The sequence below is a fragment of the Micrococcus sp. PSi08 genome (assembly GCF_054960655.1).
Genome location: NZ_JBHNYP010000030.1, coordinates 1 through 15,816, shown reverse-complemented (window position 1 = coordinate 15,816; position 15,816 = coordinate 1). Strand labels below are relative to the sequence as shown.

Here is a 15,816-nt window from a genome sequence, read left to right as displayed (position 1 = left end):
GCGGGCCGGGTGCCGTGCCCCTGGCGGGGGACGCCCGTGCGCCGGCACGCCTCAGTCGCAGCGCGAGAAATGTATACAGATCGCTTGCCCCGTGTGATCCACAGCACTACCCTGGGCGCATGGCGACCCACGATGCCCCCGCCGAAGACCGCCCCTCCGGCGCGTACGCCGACGCCCACGCCCGCTCCCTCCGCGACCCCGAGGGGTTCTGGCTCGACGCGGCGCGCGCCATCGACTGGACCGTCGCGCCCACGCGCGCCCTCGACGACTCCGCCGCGCCTCTGTACCGCTGGTTCCCGGACGGCGAGCTGAACACCGCCTTCAACTGCCTGGACCGGCACGTCGAGGCGGGCCGCGGGGACGCCGTCGCGCTGATCCACGACTCCGCGATGACCGGCGAGGTCACCCGCTACACGTACGCCGAGCTCACGGACGCGGTGGCCCGTCTGGCCGGCGCCCTGGCCGCGCGCGGCGTCGGCAAGGGCGACCGCGTCCTCGTGTACCTGCCGATGATCCCGCAGGCCCCCATCGCGATGCTGGCGTGCGCGCGGCTCGGCGCGGTGCACTCCGTGGTCTTCGGCGGCTTCGCCCCGCGCGAGCTCGCCTCCCGCATCGACGACGCGGCCCCCGACGTCGTGCTCACCTGCTCCGGCGGCATCGAGCCCAAGCGCCGGGTCGAATACCTGCCCGCCGTGGCCGAGGCGCTCGAGACCGCCGCGCACCCCGTGCGCACGGTGCTGGTCCACCACCGCGAGGGCTTCGAGACCGCGCTCGCGGACGCCGACGGGCGCGGTGGCGCGAGCTGGGAGGACTGGGGCGAGGCCGTCGCGGCCGCCGAGCCGGCCGACTGCGTCCCGGTGCAGGCCACCGACCCGCTGTACGTGCTCTACACCTCGGGCACCACGGGCAAGCCGAAGGGCGTCGTCCGGGACAACGGGGGCCACGCCGTCGCCCTGCGCTGGACCATGGAGCACATCTACGACGTCGGCCCGGGGGAGGCGATGTGCACGGCCTCGGACGTGGGCTGGGTCGTGGGGCACTCCTACATCGTCTACGGCCCGCTGCTGGCCGGGGCCACCACGGTCATGTACGAGGGCAAGCCCGTGGGCACGCCCGACGCCGGCGCGTTCTGGCGGCTCATCGAGGACCATGGCGTGCGCTCCTTCTTCACGGCCCCCACGGCGCTGCGCGCGATCCGCCGCGCCGACCCCGAGGGCGAGCTGCTCCAGGCCCACGACCTGTCCTCCCTGCGGCACTTCTTCGCCGCGGGCGAGCGCCTGGACCCGGAGACGCAGCGGTGGATCGAGGGCCTGCTGGGCATGCCGGTGATCGACCACTGGTGGCAGACCGAGACCGGGTGGGCCATCGCGGCGAACCCGGTGGGCCTGGAGCAGCTGCCGGTGAAGATCGGCTCGTCCTCGGTGCCCTCGCCGGGCGTCGATCTCGTGGTCCTGGACGGCCTGGGCGAGCCCGTGCCCGCCGGGACCGAGGGCAACATCGCCCTGCGGCTGCCGCTGCCCCCGGGCACCCTGCCCACCCTGTGGGGCGACGACCAGCGCTACATCGACTCCTACCTCAGCGCGTTCCCCGGCCATTACGCGACCGGTGACTCCGGCGTCGTGGACGAGGACGGCTACGTGTTCGTGCTCGGCCGCACCGACGACGTCATCAACGTCTCCGGGCACCGGCTGTCCACGGGCGTCCTCGAGGCCGCCCTGGCCGCCCACCCGGCGGTGGCCGAATGTGCCGTGATCGGCATCGCGGACCCGCTCAAGGGCCAGCGGCCCTCGGGCTACGTGGTCCTCAAGTCCGGCGTCGAGACGCCCGAGGCCGGCTCCGAGGCCGAGGCCGCGCTCCTGGACGAGCTGCGTCAGGCGGTGCGCCGCGAGGTGGGCCCGGTGGCGGACTTCCGCGACGTCGTCGTGGTGGACGCGCTGCCCAAGACCCGCTCGGGCAAGATCCTGCGCAAGACCATGCGGCAGATGGCCGACGGCGAGGAGTACGCGGTGCCCTCGACCATTGAGGACCCCGCCGTGCTCGAGGCCCTGGCCGGGGTGCTGCGCCCGGCCCGCTGAGCCCCGCTCACGTGCGGCCGGCCCAGCGGTACTCCTGCTCGGGCCGGCCACGGCCGCCGTGCCGGGCCGAGCGCCGCACCCGGCGGATCCGCTCGAGGTGCTCGAGGTAGCGCCGGGCCGTCACGCGGGAGATGCCCAGGCGCTCGCCCACCTCGGCCGCGCTCAGGGCGGTCTCCGGGTCCGCCCCCAGCAGCTCCACCACCTCGCGCAGGGTGCTCTCGGTCAGCCCCTTGGGCAGGGCCTCGGCGCGCCGCTCGCGGGAGACGCGGAAGACGGCGTCCACCTGCTCCTGGCCGTCGAGGGCGCCGTCGCCGGCCAGCATCGCCGAGGCGGCGCGGAACCCGCCCAGCCGATCCGCGAACTCGTCGAACCCGAACGGCTTCACGAGGTACTGCGTCACGCCGTACGCGACGGCCCGGCGCACCACCGGCAGGTCGGTGGCCGCGGTGAGCGCCAGCACCCCGCCGTGGAAGCCCGCCGCGCGCAGTTGGTGCAGGAAGTCCAGGCCGTGCCCGTCCGGCAGGTTCATGTCCAGCAGCACGACGTCGAACGGGAAGCGCCCGTCCGCGTGCAGGCCCGCCGCGGCGACCTGCCGCGCGGCCAACAGGGAGCCGGCCACCGCGGCCACCTCGAAGCCCGGCAGCCGGTCCAGGTGCGCCACGTAGGTCTCGGCCGTCAGCTGCTCGTCCTCGACGACGAGCACCCGGTACGGGCGGGCGGTCATATCTCCTCCTGGGGTCGGGGGGTGCGGGGCACCTCGACGGTGAACACGGTGCCCGAGTCGGTCGCGACGTCCGCGACCCCGCCGGCCTCCTCCGCGATCCGCCGCGTCAGCCACAGCCCCATGCCGCGTCCGGCGGCGCCGACGGGCTTCGTCGACCAGCCCCGGTCGAAGAGTCGGCCGCGGTCCGCGTCGGAGGGTCCGGGGCCGCCGTCGGCCAGCTTGCACGAGCAGGCCCGCGGCGTCCGAGACCACCTCGACGTCGACCCACCGGTCTGCCGCGGACAGGTCGGGTGCGGCGGCCGCGTCGAGGGCGTTGTCCACCAGGTTGCCCAGCGCGGTCAGCAGGGCGGCGAGGACGTCGTCGGAGGCCTCCTCGTCCGGGGCGCGGCGGGACAGCACGGCCCGGGCGGCCTCCAGCCGGCCCGACTCGACGAGGGCGAGGGCGGTGTGCAGCTGGTTGGCGTGCTCATGCGTCTGCGCGCGCAGCGCCGTGGTCAGGGTGTGGGCCACGGTGAGCTCGTCGCCGAGCCGCTGCAGGTCGGTGCGGTCGTGCAGGACGAGCACGCGCGATCCCGCCGGGGCGGTGGTCACGCCCTCGCGGGCGGCCGCGGCGAGGGCCGTCGGCGGGACCGACCCGCCGGGGTCGGAACGGCCGGGCGACCGCACGACACGCTGCTGCACCACGAGGACCCGCCCGCCGGCGGCGAGGCTCGCCTCGCCGCTGACCGCGCCCGGCAGGGCCGCGGAGAGCTCGGTGGGCAGTCGAGGCTCGCCCGCGCTCTCCCAGCCGAGCAGGCGCGCGGCGGCGTCGTTGTGCAGGCGGGCCCGCCCGTCCGGGGCGAGGACCACGACGCCGGCCTCGAGCGAGTCCATGGCCGTCTCCGCCAGCAGGAACTGCTCGGCGATCTGCTCGGGGCCGCGTCCGAGCGTCACCCGGTTCAGATACCGGCCCACGAGCCAGGCGACGAGCAGGCCGACGGCGGCCACGGCGGCCGAGCCGAGCAGGATGCCGGGGATCTGGGCCTGGGCCATGATGGCGACATCGGAGATCTGCACGCCCGTCGTGACCACGCCCAGGACGGTGCCGTCCTCCGGGTCCACGACCGGTGCGAGCGCGCGCACCGAACGGCCCGCCGCACCGGTGCTCGAGAGCTCCACGACGGTGTCCCCGGCGACGACGGCGTCCACCGGCTTCGGGTAGCGGACACCGACCTGCTCGGGGCGCCAGCTCGCCAACCGCATCCCGTCCGGGTCCATCACGGTCAGCCACGAGACCTGTGCCTCGGCGATCCAGCCGTCGATCCCGGCCTGCAAGGCGGGGGCGTCGCCGGCCCGCAGGGCCGAGACGAGCGCGGGGTCGCGCGCCACGAGGGTGGTGACGCCCTGGACGTGGCGCTCCTCGACGCGCTGGGCCACCTCGCGGGCCTGGAGGTAGGCGCTCCACACGCTGAACAGGGCGATGGCCGCCACGAGCGCCACGTGGACCACGGCGATCCGCCGGGCGATCGACCACGGGTGGCGCATGCCTCTCCTCCCTCGGGCCGGCGACGCGCCGGTCCACCCCCACGATCCTGCAGTCCGTCGGCCGCCGTGACCACTATGACCGCAATCGTGACCGACACCACCCGGGGCCGCGAGAGTGGTCACATCCCTCCCGCGCCGTTGCGGACCGCTCGGCGGCGCCCCACCACCGCACAGAACGGAACGCCCGATGGCGCACACCCCACCGGCCGAGACCTCGGCCCCGCCGGCCCCGGCGACGAAGAAGGACCGCACCCACTGGCTGTACATCGCCGTGATCGCCTCGGTGGTGCTGGGCGCCGCCGTCGGCCTGCTCTTCCCCGAGTTCGGCAAGTCCCTCAAGCCGCTGGGCGACGGCTTCGTCTCCCTCATCAAGATGATGATCGGCCCGGTCATCTTCTGCACGATCGTCCTCGGCGTCGGCTCGATCGCCAAGGCCGCGACCGTCGGCCGCGTGGGCGGCATCGCCCTGGTCTACTTCATGGCGATGTCCACGTTCGCGCTGGCCGTCGGCCTCGTCGTCGGCAACCTCATCCACCCCGGCGAGGGCCTCAAGCTGACGCCCTACGACCCGAACAAGCCCACGGCCGCGGTGGACGGCACCGTCCAGTTCCTGCTGGACATCATCCCCGGCTCCCTGCCGATGCTGCCCACCCTGTTCATCGCCCTGCTCGTGGGCTTCGCCCTGCAGCAGATGGGCCCGGCCGACGCCCCGCTGCTGCGTGGTCTCACGCTGATCCAGGGCGTCGTGTTCCGCATCCTCATGATGGTGATGTGGGTCGCCCCGATCGGCGCCTTCGGTGCGATCGCCGCCGTCGTCGGCTCCACGGGCTGGTCCGCGATCGGCGCCATGGCGCTGCTCATGGGCGCCTTCTACCTGACCTGCATCGCCTTCATCGTGGTGGTGCTCGGCACCGTCCTGAAGGTCGTGACCGGCCTGAGCATCCTGTCCCTCATGAAGTACCTGGGCCGGGAGTACCTGCTCATCTTCGCCACCAGCTCCTCCGAGACCGCCCTGCCCCGCCTGATCGCCAAGATGGAGCACGCCGGCGTGGACAAGTCCGTCGTGGGCGTGACCGTGCCCACCGGCTACTCCTTCAACCTGGACGGCACCGCCATCTACCTGACCATGGCCGCGCTCTTCGTCTCCAACGCGATGGGCGCGGAGATGAACCTCGGCGAGCAGATCGGCCTGCTGGTCTTCATGATCATCGCCTCGAAGGGCGCGGCCGGCGTCACCGGCGCGGGCATGGCCACGCTCGCCGCCGGCCTGCAGGCGCACCGACCCGAGCTGCTCGGCGGCATGGGCGTGATCGTGGGCATCGACACGTTCATGTCCGAGGCCCGCGCCCTGACCAACTTCACCGGCAACGCCGTGGCCACGCTCCTCGTCGGCCGCTGGGTGGGCGAGCTCGACGGCGAGCGTGCCCGGCGCGTCCTCAGCGGCGAGCTGCAGTTCGACGAGGCGACCGTGGCCGGCCACGACGGCGCCGCGCACGACCCGCAGCAGTCCCCGACGATCGCCGAGCAGGCCTACGAGGGTCACCCCGACTCCAGCCTGAACTTCGCCATGGCCGCCGACGGCGACCGGAACCCCGCCCGCTGACGGAGGCGGCGGGCCCGCGCGGCACGCCGCACCGTCGACCACCGGCGACGCCGGGGACGAGCCTGGACACCGGCCCGTCCCCGGCGCCGCCGTCGTCCCGGGAACGCCAGGCACTAGGGTGGGGGAAGATCCGGACACGCCGACGACGGCGGCCGCGGCGCGCCGCGGCCCGCGGCCGGGCGTGCAGACCACCGTGGAAGGAGCCGGCGCCGCCGTGACCTCGAGAGAACCGATCCCCGTGATGACCATCCACGGCGAGCCCGTGCTCGGGCCCACCGGCCGGCCCAAGCACGACTTCCCCGAGCCCGCGCCCCTGACCTCGCACGGCCCGGCGCGGATCATCTCGATGGTGAACCAGAAGGGCGGCGTCGGGAAGACGACCTCCACCATCAACCTGGGCGCCGCGCTCGCGGGCTACGGCCGCAGGGTGCTCATGGTGGACTTCGACCCGCAGGGCGCCCTCTCGGCCGGCCTGGGCGCGAACCCGCACGAGCTCGACACCACGGTGTACAACGTGCTCATGGAACGGTCGGTGACCGCGAAGGACGCGATCCTGTCCACGGACTTCGCGAACATGGACCTGCTGCCGGCCAACATCGACCTGTCCGCGGCCGAGGTGCAGCTCGTCAACGAGGTGGCCCGCGAGCAGGTCCTCGAGCGTGCGCTGCGCCAGGTCCGCGACGACTACGACGTGGTCCTCATCGACTGCCAGCCCTCGCTGGGCCTGCTGACCGTCAACGCGCTGACCGCCTCGCACGGCGTGATCATCCCGCTGACCGCCGAGTTCTTCGCGCTGCGCGCGGTCGCCCTGCTCGTCGAGACGATCGAGAAGGTGCAGGACCGGCTCAACCCGGACCTGGAGATCGACGGCGTGCTGGCCACGATGTTCGACCAGCGGACCCTGCACTCCAAGGAGGTCGTGGGCTCGCTGGTGGCCGGCTTCGGGGACCGCGTGTTCGAGACCGTCATCAAGCGGTCCATCAAGTTCGCCGACGCCACGGTGGCGGCCACGCCCATCACCCTGTTCGCCGAGAACCACGACGGCGCCAAGGCCTACCGGCAGCTCGCCCGCGAGCTGATCTGCCGCGGCGGCGCGCCGTGACCGTCCGCTGACCGCCGACGACGCCGGCCCGGTCCCGCCGCGGGACCGGGCCGGTCCTCTGCGCGCTCGCGGCCGGGGGAGCGGTGGCCGGGAGACGCGGCGCCGTCGATCTGCGAGAATGGAGCCGGGCGTGTCCGTCTCCGGGCCGTCCCTCACCCCCTGACCCGTCCGCCGCCGGCCCGACCGGCGCCGTTGACGCGCACCCGAAAGGACGCCCTCCCCATGAACTCCCGCAAGCCGCGAGGCTCCGGACGCACCCCCGCCGTCGGTCGACGGGGCGGCCCGTTCCAGGAGCGCGACTTCCAGCGACAGATCGGTGCCCGCCGCGGCGCCGCCGGCCCCCGCGAGGAGGCCCCCTTCGACGAGGACGCCGTGCCGCGCACGCGCGGTCGCCGCGGCCGCGGCGCCGGCGCCGCCCGGGCCAAGGCCGCCCACCTCGACCGCATCCACGACGAGTCGGGCGAGCGCCTGCAGAAGGTGCTGGCCGCGGCGGGCGTGGCGTCCCGGCGCGTGAGCGAGGACCTCATCGCCGAGGGCCGTGTGGAGGTGGACGGCGTCGTCGTCACCGAGCCCGGCGTGCGCGTGGACCCGGCCACGGCCGTGATCCGGGTGGACGGCATCTCCGTGCAGACGGACGTGACCAAGCAGTACTTCGTCTTCAACAAGCCCCGCGGCGTGATCTCCACGATGGTGGACCCGGAGGGCCGGCCCTCGATCGCCACCTACCTCAAGCCCGGGCAGGAGCACCTGTTCCACGTGGGCCGTCTGGACAACGAGACCGAGGGCCTGCTCATCCTCACCAACGACGGCGAGCTGGCCAACCGCCTCACCCACCCCAGCTACGAGGTCCCCAAGACCTACGTGGTGCAGACCCGCGGCCCGCTGGCCAAGGGCGTCTCGAACCGGCTGCGCGAGGGCGTGGAACTGGAGGACGGCGTGGCGCAGGTCGACTCGTTCAAGCTCGTCGACTCGACGCCGGGCCACGTGCTCGTCGAGGTCGTGCTGCACTCGGGCAAGAACCGCATCGTGCGTCGCATGTTCCAGGAGATCGGCCACCCGGTCGAGCGGCTCGTCCGCGTCAAGGTGGGCCCCATCCTGCTGGGCGACCAGAAGCAGGGCACCGTCCGCGCACTCAACGCGCAGGAGCTGGGCCACCTCAAGGCCCTGGTCGGCCTGTGAGCGCGCCCGCCGAGTCCGCCGCCAAGCTCGGTGACGGCCCGGCCGGGATCCCGCAGCCCGTGCTCGTCCGGGGGACCGGTCTGCTGGGCGCCTCGATCGGCATCGGGCTGAGCGCGGCCGGTGTGGACGTGCGCCTGCACGACCCCTCGCCCGCCGCCCTGGCCGTGGCCGCGGACATCCGCGCCGGACGCCCCGCCCGCCTGGACGCCGAGGGCGACGACCTCGACGTCGCCCCGGGACTCGTCGTCGTGGCCGCGCCGCCGGACGTGACCGCCGACGTCGTGGTCGACTCGCTGCGCCGCTGGCCCGCGGCCGTGGTGGTGGACATCGCCTCGGTGAAGGAGGCGGTCGCCGCGGGCGTGCGCGCTGCCGTCGACGACGGCCGCCTGGCCCCGCAGGACGCCGACCGGTACCTCGGGACGCACCCGATGGCCGGCTCCGAGCGGTCCGGTCCCGTGGCGGCCCGCGGCACCCTGTTCACGCAGGCGCCGTGGGTGCTGTGCCCGACGGACACGACGCACCCGGGCGCCCTCGCGGCCGGTCGGGCGCTCGCGCGGACGCTGCAGGCCACCCCGTACCGGATGGCGGCCCGCGCCCACGACGAATCGGTCGCGCTGATCTCGCACCTGCCGCAGATCGCCGCCTCGCTCGTGGCCTCCCGCCTGCAGGACACCCCGGACCAGGCGCTCGCCCTGGCCGGCAACGGGCTGCGGGACACCACCCGGATCGCAGCGTCGGACCCGCAGCTGTGGGTGCAGATCCTCTCCGGCAACGCCGGGCGGATCGTGCCGGCGCTGCACGGGCTGCGGGCGGACCTGGACCGGCTGATCCGCACCCTGGAGGACCCCTCCGCCCCCGGGGCGCGGCTGGACATGGCGCAGCTGATCGCCGAGGGCAACGCCGGTCGGGCACGGGTGCCCGGCAAGCACGGGGCGCCGCCGCAGGCGTTCGCGGTGGTCACGGTGATCGTGGACGACGCCCCCGGGCAGATCGCGGCCCTCCTCGACGAGGTCGGCCGCACGGACGTGAACGTGGAGGACCTGCGGCTCGAGCACGCCTCGGGCCACCGGGTCGGCATGGTGGAGATCTCCGTGCTGCCCGGCCGCAGGGACGAACTCGTGGCGGCGCTGACCGCCGCCGGATGGAAGGTGGTCTGAGATGACCGAGCACACCCGCGACGACGTCGCACCCGCGCCGCTCGTGGTGGCGGTGGACGGCCCCTCGGGCTCGGGCAAGTCGTCCGTGTCCAAGGCCGTGGCCCGGCGTCTCGGCGCCGCGTACCTGGACACCGGCGCCATGTACCGCGCCGTGGCGTGGCACTGCCTGAACGAGGGCGTCGACCTGGCCGATGCGGAGGCCGTGGCGGCGGCCGCCGTCGCCATGGACCTGGACCAGTCCACCGCCCCGGACGTCGAGGCCGTGCGGGTCGGCGGCACGGACGTCACCGAGGCGATCCGCGGCCCCGAGGTCACGGACACGGTCTCCACCGTCGCCGTGGTGATCCCGGTGCGCGAGGAGCTGCACCGTCGCCAGCGGGCGGCGATCGCCGCCGCGGGCCGGATGGTCGCCGAGGGCCGCGACATCACCACGGTGGTGGCCCCGGACGCCCACGCGCGCGTGCTGCTCACGGCGTCCGAGGCCGTGCGCACCGCCCGCCGCTCGGGCCAGCTGGCCGCGGCGGGGGAGACCGGCGTCGACGCCGGCACGCTGCACCGTCAGGTGGCCGGGCGCGACGCCCGCGACGCCACCGTGTCCACGTTCGACCGCCCCGCCGACGGGGTGGCGCTCGTGGACTCCACCGAGCTCGACTTCGAGCAGACCGTGGCGGCCGTCCTGGCCGCCGTCGAGGACCAGGCCGGCATCCCGGCCGTGAAGGGAGGCCGACGATGACCGAGAACCCCCAGCACCGCTCCGGTGAGGACGAGTTCGTCCCCGCCGGCGACGATCAGGTGGCCGAGCGGCTCGCCGCCATGACCGAGGAGGAGGCCGAGGCGCGTGCCGCGTCGTTGCGCGCCGGCCTGGCCGACTATGAGCTCGAGGAGGACGACGCCGCCCTCCTCGACGCGTGGCAGCTCGGGCCGGACGAGGACGTCGACGCGCCCGTGCCGCCCGTGCTGGCCGTCGTGGGCCGGCCGAACGTCGGCAAGTCCACGCTCGTCAACCGCATCATCGGCCGTCGTGAGGCCGTCGTGGAGGACGTGCCCGGCGTGACGCGCGACCGCGTCTCCTACGACGCCGAGTGGAACGGCCGCGAGTTCACCGTGGTGGACACCGGCGGCTGGGAGCACGACGCCAAGGGCATCCACCGTCGCGTGGCCGAGCAGGCCGAGCTGGCCGTGGACGTGGCGGACGCCGTCGTGTTCGTGGTGGACGCCACCGTCGGCATGACGGCCACGGACGAGGCCGTGGTCTCGATGCTGCGCCGCAAGGACCGCCCCGTGATCGTGGCCGCCAACAAGGTGGACGACATGGTCCAGGAGGCCGACGCCGCCACCCTGTGGTCGCTCGGCTTCGGCTACCCGTACCCGGTGTCCGCGGTGCACGGCCGCGGCGTCGCGGACCTGTTGGACGCCGCGCTCGAGGCGCTGCCGGAGGAGTCCGCCCACGGAGGTCTCGTGCCGCGCGGCGGCCCGCGCCGGATCGCCCTCGTGGGCCGGCCGAACGTGGGCAAGTCCTCGCTGCTGAACAAGCTGGCCGGCTCGGACCGCGTGGTGGTGGACGACCTGGCCGGCACCACGCGCGACCCCGTGGACGAGCTCGTGGAGCTCGGCGGACGCCTGTGGCGCTTCGTGGACACCGCCGGCATCCGTCGACGGCAGCACATGGCCCACGGCGCCGACTACTACGCGTCGCTGCGCACGGCCTCCGCCCTGGACCGCGCCGAGGTGGCCGTGGTGCTGCTCGAGGCGCCGCACGTGATCTCGGAGCAGGATGTGCGCATCCTCCAGATGGTGCTGGACTCCGGGCGTGCCCTCGTGATCGCGTTCAACAAGTGGGACCAGGTGGATGAGGACCGCCGGCACCAGCTGGCCAAGGAGATCGACCGGGACCTGGCGCACGTCGCCTGGGCGCCGCGCGTGAACATCTCCGCGAAGACCGGCTGGCACAAGGACCGTCTCGTCCCCGCGCTGGACCTCGCCCTGGACTCGTGGGACACCCGCATCCCCACGGGCAAGCTCAACGCGTTCCTCGGCGAGCTCGTGGCGGCCCACCCGCACCCGCTGCGCGGCGGCAAGCAGCCCCGCATCCTGTTCGCGACCCAGGTCTCGAGCCGGCCGCCCAAGTTCGTGCTGTTCACCACCGGGTTCCTGGACCCCGGCTACCGCCGGTTCATCGTGCGCCGCCTGCGCGAGACGTTCGGGTTCGAGGGCACGCCCCTCGAGATCGGGATGCGCGTGCGCGAGAAGCGCGGTCGCCGCCGCTGATCCGGCTCTGCCCCGACGACGTCCCTCGGCCTGCCGTGCCGGGGGACGTCGTCGTCCCGGCAAGCTCCCACCGTTCGTCCACCTTCGCCTCGTAGCCTGAGGGCATGAGCCTCATCCGACGTCGCCCCGCCGCCCTGTCCCTGGCCACCCTGGCCGCGCTCGCGCTGGCCGCATCCGGCTGCGCGGTCGACGACGGCGAGACCCGGGCCGCGCTGCAGAGCGCGGAGGACCGGCTCGCCCAGGCCGAGGACCGGATCAGCGAGCTGGAGGCGGACGCCTCGGACCGCGTGGACCTGGGGCAGCTGCGCCAGGAGGCCGAGGGCGCCCTCGCAGAGGCGGACCAGCGCGCCGCCGAGGTCGTCGAGGACCTGACGCGATCCCTGCCCTCCGGTTCGGACATCGTCGACGTCGAGGCGCTCCGGGAGGACGGAAAGGTGGTCATCGAGTACGGCCAGTCTTTGCTCGATGCCGATCCCCAGGTCCTCGAGGACACGATGCGGGAGGCGGCGGAGCGGGCGCGCAACGCCATCCCGGACCTGAAGGATGTCGAATTCCGCGTGGGGCACCGGACCTTCACGTACTGATCCTGCGACGGGGATCCGTGAGCCCCCCGACACGCCTCTTCGACCCGCCCGGAACGGCGGATCGGAGCGGCTCGACGTGTTACGCTTCACCCGTGCACGACTGCACCCTCAGTCATGAGAGGGTTCGTGCAGACCGCCAGGCCCACCGGTACGCCGGGGCCGCGGTCGCTGGGGGACTCTCGGTCGGGTGGCCCTCGGTCAAGGGATGAGGGGTTCACGTCTGTGAAGAGGACGTGGGCCCCTTGTTCACGTTTTGGGGGGTGTCGCGCGGTTTGCCCCTGACAACGACGACCTGGCAGGCCCGCTTCCGATTCGCGCCCGGCGGTGCCGGTGGGGTATGCTCATCGGGTGCCGAAGCGCGGATGACCGCGATTCGCCACGGGCTATGGCGCAGCTTGGTAGCGCGCTTGACTGGGGGTCAAGAGGTCGTGGGTTCAAATCCCGCTAGCCCGACCACGTTCCCACGGGTCAGAGTCCGCATCTGACGAGGGAAAATGGAATGAGGCCCAGGTACTCCCTCGAGGGGAGCGCCTGGGCCTCTTTCCGTGCCTGACATATTCCTTAGCACAAACTGATCGAGACAGACCCTACGGTTCGGCGTTCGGCTCGACTTATATCCCCGGGAATTCAGAACTTCCTCAGTGGCCGAGCGGCTCGATCCAAAATCGATCTCGTCGGTGACCAGAGCGTTGGCCCTGAAGCCCCCTGGGTCTGATGGAGACTCGCGCTATTTGATTCCGACCAGCTGTTCGCGGCCGGCTTCGACAGCATAGAACGTGTCCTCGAACTCGGCGGGTGGGACGTCGCCGAGGTAGCCGTGGAGGCGTTGCGTGTTGTGCCAGGACACCCACCCGAGGGTCGCGAGCTCGAGGTCCTCGACCGTCCGCCAGGGACCTGGCCGTGCGGGTCCGCGGACGTGCTCGGCCTTGTAATAGCCGTTCACGGTCTCGGCCAGGGCGTTGTCATAGCTGTCCCCGACGGTCCCGATCGACGGTGTCGCTCCGATCTCGGCGAGGCGTTCGCCGTAGCGAATGGAGGTGAATTGAGACCCCGCGTCGCTGTGGCAGCGCAGGTCCTCGTGGCGAGCGCCGCGGGACCAGCGGGCCATCTCGATCGCGTCGAGGACCATCTCGGTGCGCATGTGTGACGCGCACCGCCACCCGACGATCATCCGGGAGAACGCGTCGACGATGAAGCAGACGTACGCGACGCCGGCCCACGTCGGCACGAACGCCAGGTCGGTGACCCAGAGCCGGTTCGGGGCAGGCGCGGTGAACTCCCGCTTCACGAGGTCCGGGTGCCGCGCCGCGGTCGGATCTGGCCGGGTCGTCTTCACCCGCTTCGACCTGGTCGCGCCCTTAATCCCTGCGGCGCGCATGAGCCGGCCCGTCTGATCTCGGCCGATGTCGATCCCGGCGCGACGCGCGGTCTTCCAGAGCTTTCTGACCCCGTAGACGCGGTAGTTCGTCTCCTAGAGCTCGACCAGCTGCGGGATCAGCTCCTCGTCCCGCACCGCGCGAGCCGAGGGGGCGCGGGTCTTGGCGGCGTAGTAGCTGCTCGGAGCCACCTGCAGCAGCCTGCAGATGAGCTCGACTCCGAGCCGGCGAGCGTCGACCAGGTCATCCTTGTTCGCGTCGATGAACGCGACTACTTCCGGTAGTGGCGGTCGAGCTCCGCCCCGAAGAAAGACGCAGCACGCTTGAGGACCTCGTTGGCCCGCCGCAACTCCCGGACTTCCTGCTCCAGTTCACGCACCCGCCGCGCCTCAGCGCTGCTCACGCCAGAGGTGACGCCGTCGTCGATGTCGGCTTGCTTGACCCACATCCGCACGGACTCGACCCCGTACCCGAGCTGCGTCGCGACCCGATTGACGGTCCCATGCTCGGTCCCCAGCTCGGCACGCAGCGTCCTCACCATCCGGACCGCCGCGGCCTTCTCCTCCGGCGAATACCGACGCGTCGTCGGCTTCCCCGCTGTCTGCTCTTTCGGCATAACTCCATCCTCGTTTCCAAGGTCAGGAGTCTCCAACAAACCCAGGGCGCTTCAATCGGTCAGGAAGGCAGCAAGAGCACCTTGATGTCGTAGTCGAGCTTGCAGAGATAGAAGATCAACTCGACGACGGGACGGTGACTATCCCAGCGGGGCTGTGAGGGGCCGATCTCGCAGAACCTTGCGGCAAACTCAACCTTCTCGCGCGCGGCCGGGATCGATGCGCGGAAGGCCGCTTCATCCCATTGCTCTTCGCTCATACTCCCGACCGTAGCGGTGAGTACCGACACGGCCGTGGGAGCTCTCAGCCCCAGAAGATCGGATCCTGGTGGCTGCCGATGTAGTCGAGCAGACTCTGGACGTTCTTCGTCGGGCGCCTCTTCGTGTACTCGTGGAACTTCATGTGCCGGTCACGCCAGTAGATGCTCCACTGGCCGGTCTTGACGGTGTATCGCAGGCGCGCGACCGGGAACCGCGTCCAGTCGCCCTGCCCGTCCCACGGCGGCCGCGTCTCGATGATCGTGACGTGCCGGTCGGCGATCTCGGCTTCTACTCTCACCTGATCCCACAGGTGCTCGGGCACGCGTTCACGGCACCAGCGGCCGATGCGCAGCAGGTCGGTCTCGGGCATAGCCATGGTCAAGTCCTTTTGAGTGGTGTATCGAGGCTTTGTCGGGTTCCTCGTGGTCGGGTGGGTTGTCAGGCGGCGAGTGCCGCGTGGCCGGGGTCGTCGGTCATGGTGTCGCTGACCTGTAGGGCGGCTTGTTCAGCCGCGGCTTTCGCGGCTGCTTCGGCGAGCATCGTGTCGGTCGCGGTCAGCAATTCCAGGCTCATGTAGCGCCGTGATTCGGTCCATTCGTCGTGCTGCTCGGCCAGCACCGCGCCGAGGAGTCTAATCACCGCGACTCGGCTGGGGAAGATGCCGACGACGTCGGTGCGTCTCCGGATCTCCTTGTTGAGCCGTTCGTTCGGGTTGTTCGACCAGATCTTCTTCCACACCTCCTTCGGGAACTTCGTGAACGTGAGCACCTCATCGCGGGCGCCCTCGAGGTGCTCGGCAGCGGCCGGCAGATGGGTGGCCAGGCTGTCGATCATGTGCTCGTACTGGGCGATCACCGCCTCGACGTCGGGCTGGGTGTAGACGCTGTGCAGCAGCGCTTTCACCGCGGGCCACTGCGACTTCGGGCACACCGCCATCAGGTTGGCCGCGTAGTGGGTGCGGCAGCGCTGCCACTGCGCCGTCCCGAACACCGCCCCGGCCGCTTCGACCAGCCCGGCATGGGCATCGGAGGTGATCAGCTCCACCCCCGACAGGCCGCGGGCAGCCAGATCACGGAAGAACCCGAGCCACCCCTCCCTGGTCTCCGCGGTGCCCAGTTGCAGGCCGAGGATCTCGCGGTAGCCGTCGTTGTTGATGCCGGTGGCGACCATGGCGGCGACCTTGACGACCCGGCCGTGTTCACGCACTTTGAGCACGAGCGCGTCGGCGGCGACAAACCGATACGGCCCAGCATCGAGCGGCCGGGTGCGGAACGCTTCGACCTGCGCATCCAGGTCTTTACTCATCTCTGAGACCTGCGATTTCGACAGGCCCGTGATGCCGAGAGTCTG

The 15,816-nt window shown here is 72.2% G+C and carries 12 protein-coding genes, 1 tRNA gene, 1 pseudogene and 1 other annotated feature; of the genes and pseudogenes, 9 read left to right on the top strand and 5 right to left on the bottom strand.

Annotated elements, in window-relative coordinates; genetic code table 11:
- Nucleotides 1-119: 119 nt before the first annotated feature.
- Nucleotides 120-2,075 (top strand): AMP-binding protein, encoded by a 1,956-nt coding sequence (locus ACFI33_RS10205; protein ID WP_127435230.1) that lies wholly within the window; start codon nt 120-122, stop codon nt 2,073-2,075.
- 7 nt (nt 2,076-2,082) lie between these two features.
- Here ACFI33_RS10205 and ACFI33_RS10200 read toward each other — a convergent pair whose 3' ends face one another.
- Entirely contained in the window at nt 2,083-4,323 is a 2,241-nt protein-coding gene (locus tag ACFI33_RS10200) for a response regulator (protein WP_462623992.1), read from the bottom strand.
- 187 nt (nt 4,324-4,510) lie between these two features.
- Here ACFI33_RS10200 and ACFI33_RS10195 point away from each other — a divergent pair, with 187 nt between their 5' ends.
- The 8 genes from ACFI33_RS10195 (at nt 4,511) to ACFI33_RS10160 (ending at nt 12,672) form a co-directional block, all read left to right on the top strand.
- The gene (locus ACFI33_RS10195; RefSeq protein ID WP_127445946.1) at nt 4,511-5,926 is read left to right on the top strand and encodes a cation:dicarboxylate symporter family transporter; all 1,416 of its coding nucleotides are present in this window, start codon (nt 4,511-4,513) and stop codon (nt 5,924-5,926) included.
- Nucleotides 5,927-6,167: 241 nt separating this feature from the next.
- Nucleotides 6,168-7,028, top strand: a complete 861-nt coding sequence (locus ACFI33_RS10190) for a ParA family protein (RefSeq protein ID WP_036338157.1) — start codon at nt 6,168-6,170, stop codon at nt 7,026-7,028.
- Between the two features lie 222 nt (nt 7,029-7,250).
- Nucleotides 7,251-8,207 (top strand): pseudouridine synthase, encoded by a 957-nt coding sequence (locus ACFI33_RS10185; protein ID WP_060974060.1) that lies wholly within the window; start codon nt 7,251-7,253, stop codon nt 8,205-8,207.
- Nucleotides 8,204-9,364, top strand: coding sequence for a prephenate dehydrogenase (locus ACFI33_RS10180; protein WP_020628100.1), 1,161 nt, complete (start codon nt 8,204-8,206; stop codon nt 9,362-9,364). The genes ACFI33_RS10185 and ACFI33_RS10180 overlap by 4 nt, the downstream gene beginning before the upstream one ends.
- 1 nt (nt 9,365) lies before the next feature.
- Nucleotides 9,366-10,097 carry a (d)CMP kinase gene (cmk, locus tag ACFI33_RS10175; RefSeq protein WP_127445846.1) on the top strand — a complete coding sequence of 244 codons (732 nt, stop codon included), beginning with the start codon at nt 9,366-9,368 and terminating at the stop codon, nt 10,095-10,097.
- Nucleotides 10,094-11,632 carry a ribosome biogenesis GTPase Der gene (gene der, locus ACFI33_RS10170; RefSeq protein ID WP_049147779.1) on the top strand — a complete coding sequence of 513 codons (1,539 nt, stop codon included), beginning with the start codon at nt 10,094-10,096 and terminating at the stop codon, nt 11,630-11,632. Before cmk ends, der begins: the two co-directional genes overlap by 4 nt.
- Nucleotides 11,633-11,736: 104 nt before the next feature.
- A complete protein-coding gene (locus ACFI33_RS10165) occupies nt 11,737-12,216 on the top strand; it encodes a hypothetical protein (protein ID WP_049147777.1) in 480 nt (159 codons plus the stop codon).
- A gap of 379 nt (nt 12,217-12,595) precedes the next feature.
- Nucleotides 12,596-12,672: transfer RNA gene (locus ACFI33_RS10160), tRNA-Pro, on the top strand.
- 271 nt (nt 12,673-12,943) lie between these two features.
- Here ACFI33_RS10160 and ACFI33_RS10155 read toward each other — a convergent pair.
- The 4 genes and pseudogenes from ACFI33_RS10155 to ACFI33_RS10140 form a co-directional block, all read right to left on the bottom strand.
- A pseudogene (locus ACFI33_RS10155) lies at nt 12,944-14,208 on the bottom strand (IS3 family transposase).
- Nucleotides 13,775-13,909 (bottom strand) — a sequence feature (AL1L pseudoknot). Its footprint overlaps the pseudogene before it by 135 nt.
- A 59-nt stretch (nt 14,209-14,267) precedes the next feature.
- A complete protein-coding gene (locus ACFI33_RS10150) occupies nt 14,268-14,465 on the bottom strand; it encodes a hypothetical protein (protein ID WP_010078466.1) in 198 nt (65 codons plus the stop codon).
- A gap of 44 nt (nt 14,466-14,509) precedes the next feature.
- Nucleotides 14,510-14,842, bottom strand: a complete 333-nt coding sequence (locus ACFI33_RS10145; protein ID WP_036315702.1) for a DUF3024 domain-containing protein — start codon at nt 14,840-14,842, stop codon at nt 14,510-14,512.
- Nucleotides 14,843-14,904: 62 nt separating this feature from the next.
- Nucleotides 14,905-15,816 (bottom strand): IS256 family transposase (locus ACFI33_RS10140; RefSeq protein WP_462623991.1); only part of this gene is annotated, 912 nt, incomplete at its 5' end.

Excerpts from the sequence above, each read along its gene's own strand:
- ACFI33_RS10205 (WP_127435230.1), top strand. The coding sequence starts at position 120 with ATGGCGACCCACGATGCCCCCGCCGAAGACCGCCCCTCCGGCGCGTAC.
- ACFI33_RS10200 (WP_462623992.1), bottom strand. The coding sequence starts at position 4,323 with ATGCGCCACCCGTGGTCGATCGCCCGGCGGATCGCCGTGGTCCACGTG.
- ACFI33_RS10195 (WP_127445946.1), top strand. The coding sequence starts at position 4,511 with ATGGCGCACACCCCACCGGCCGAGACCTCGGCCCCGCCGGCCCCGGCG.
- ACFI33_RS10190 (WP_036338157.1), top strand. The coding sequence starts at position 6,168 with ATGACCATCCACGGCGAGCCCGTGCTCGGGCCCACCGGCCGGCCCAAG.
- ACFI33_RS10185 (WP_060974060.1), top strand. The coding sequence starts at position 7,251 with ATGAACTCCCGCAAGCCGCGAGGCTCCGGACGCACCCCCGCCGTCGGT.
- cmk (WP_127445846.1), top strand. The coding sequence starts at position 9,366 with ATGACCGAGCACACCCGCGACGACGTCGCACCCGCGCCGCTCGTGGTG.
- der (WP_049147779.1), top strand. The coding sequence starts at position 10,094 with ATGACCGAGAACCCCCAGCACCGCTCCGGTGAGGACGAGTTCGTCCCC.
- ACFI33_RS10165 (WP_049147777.1), top strand. The coding sequence starts at position 11,737 with ATGAGCCTCATCCGACGTCGCCCCGCCGCCCTGTCCCTGGCCACCCTG.
- ACFI33_RS10150 (WP_010078466.1), bottom strand. The coding sequence starts at position 14,465 with ATGAGCGAAGAGCAATGGGATGAAGCGGCCTTCCGCGCATCGATCCCG.
- ACFI33_RS10145 (WP_036315702.1), bottom strand. The coding sequence starts at position 14,842 with ATGGCTATGCCCGAGACCGACCTGCTGCGCATCGGCCGCTGGTGCCGT.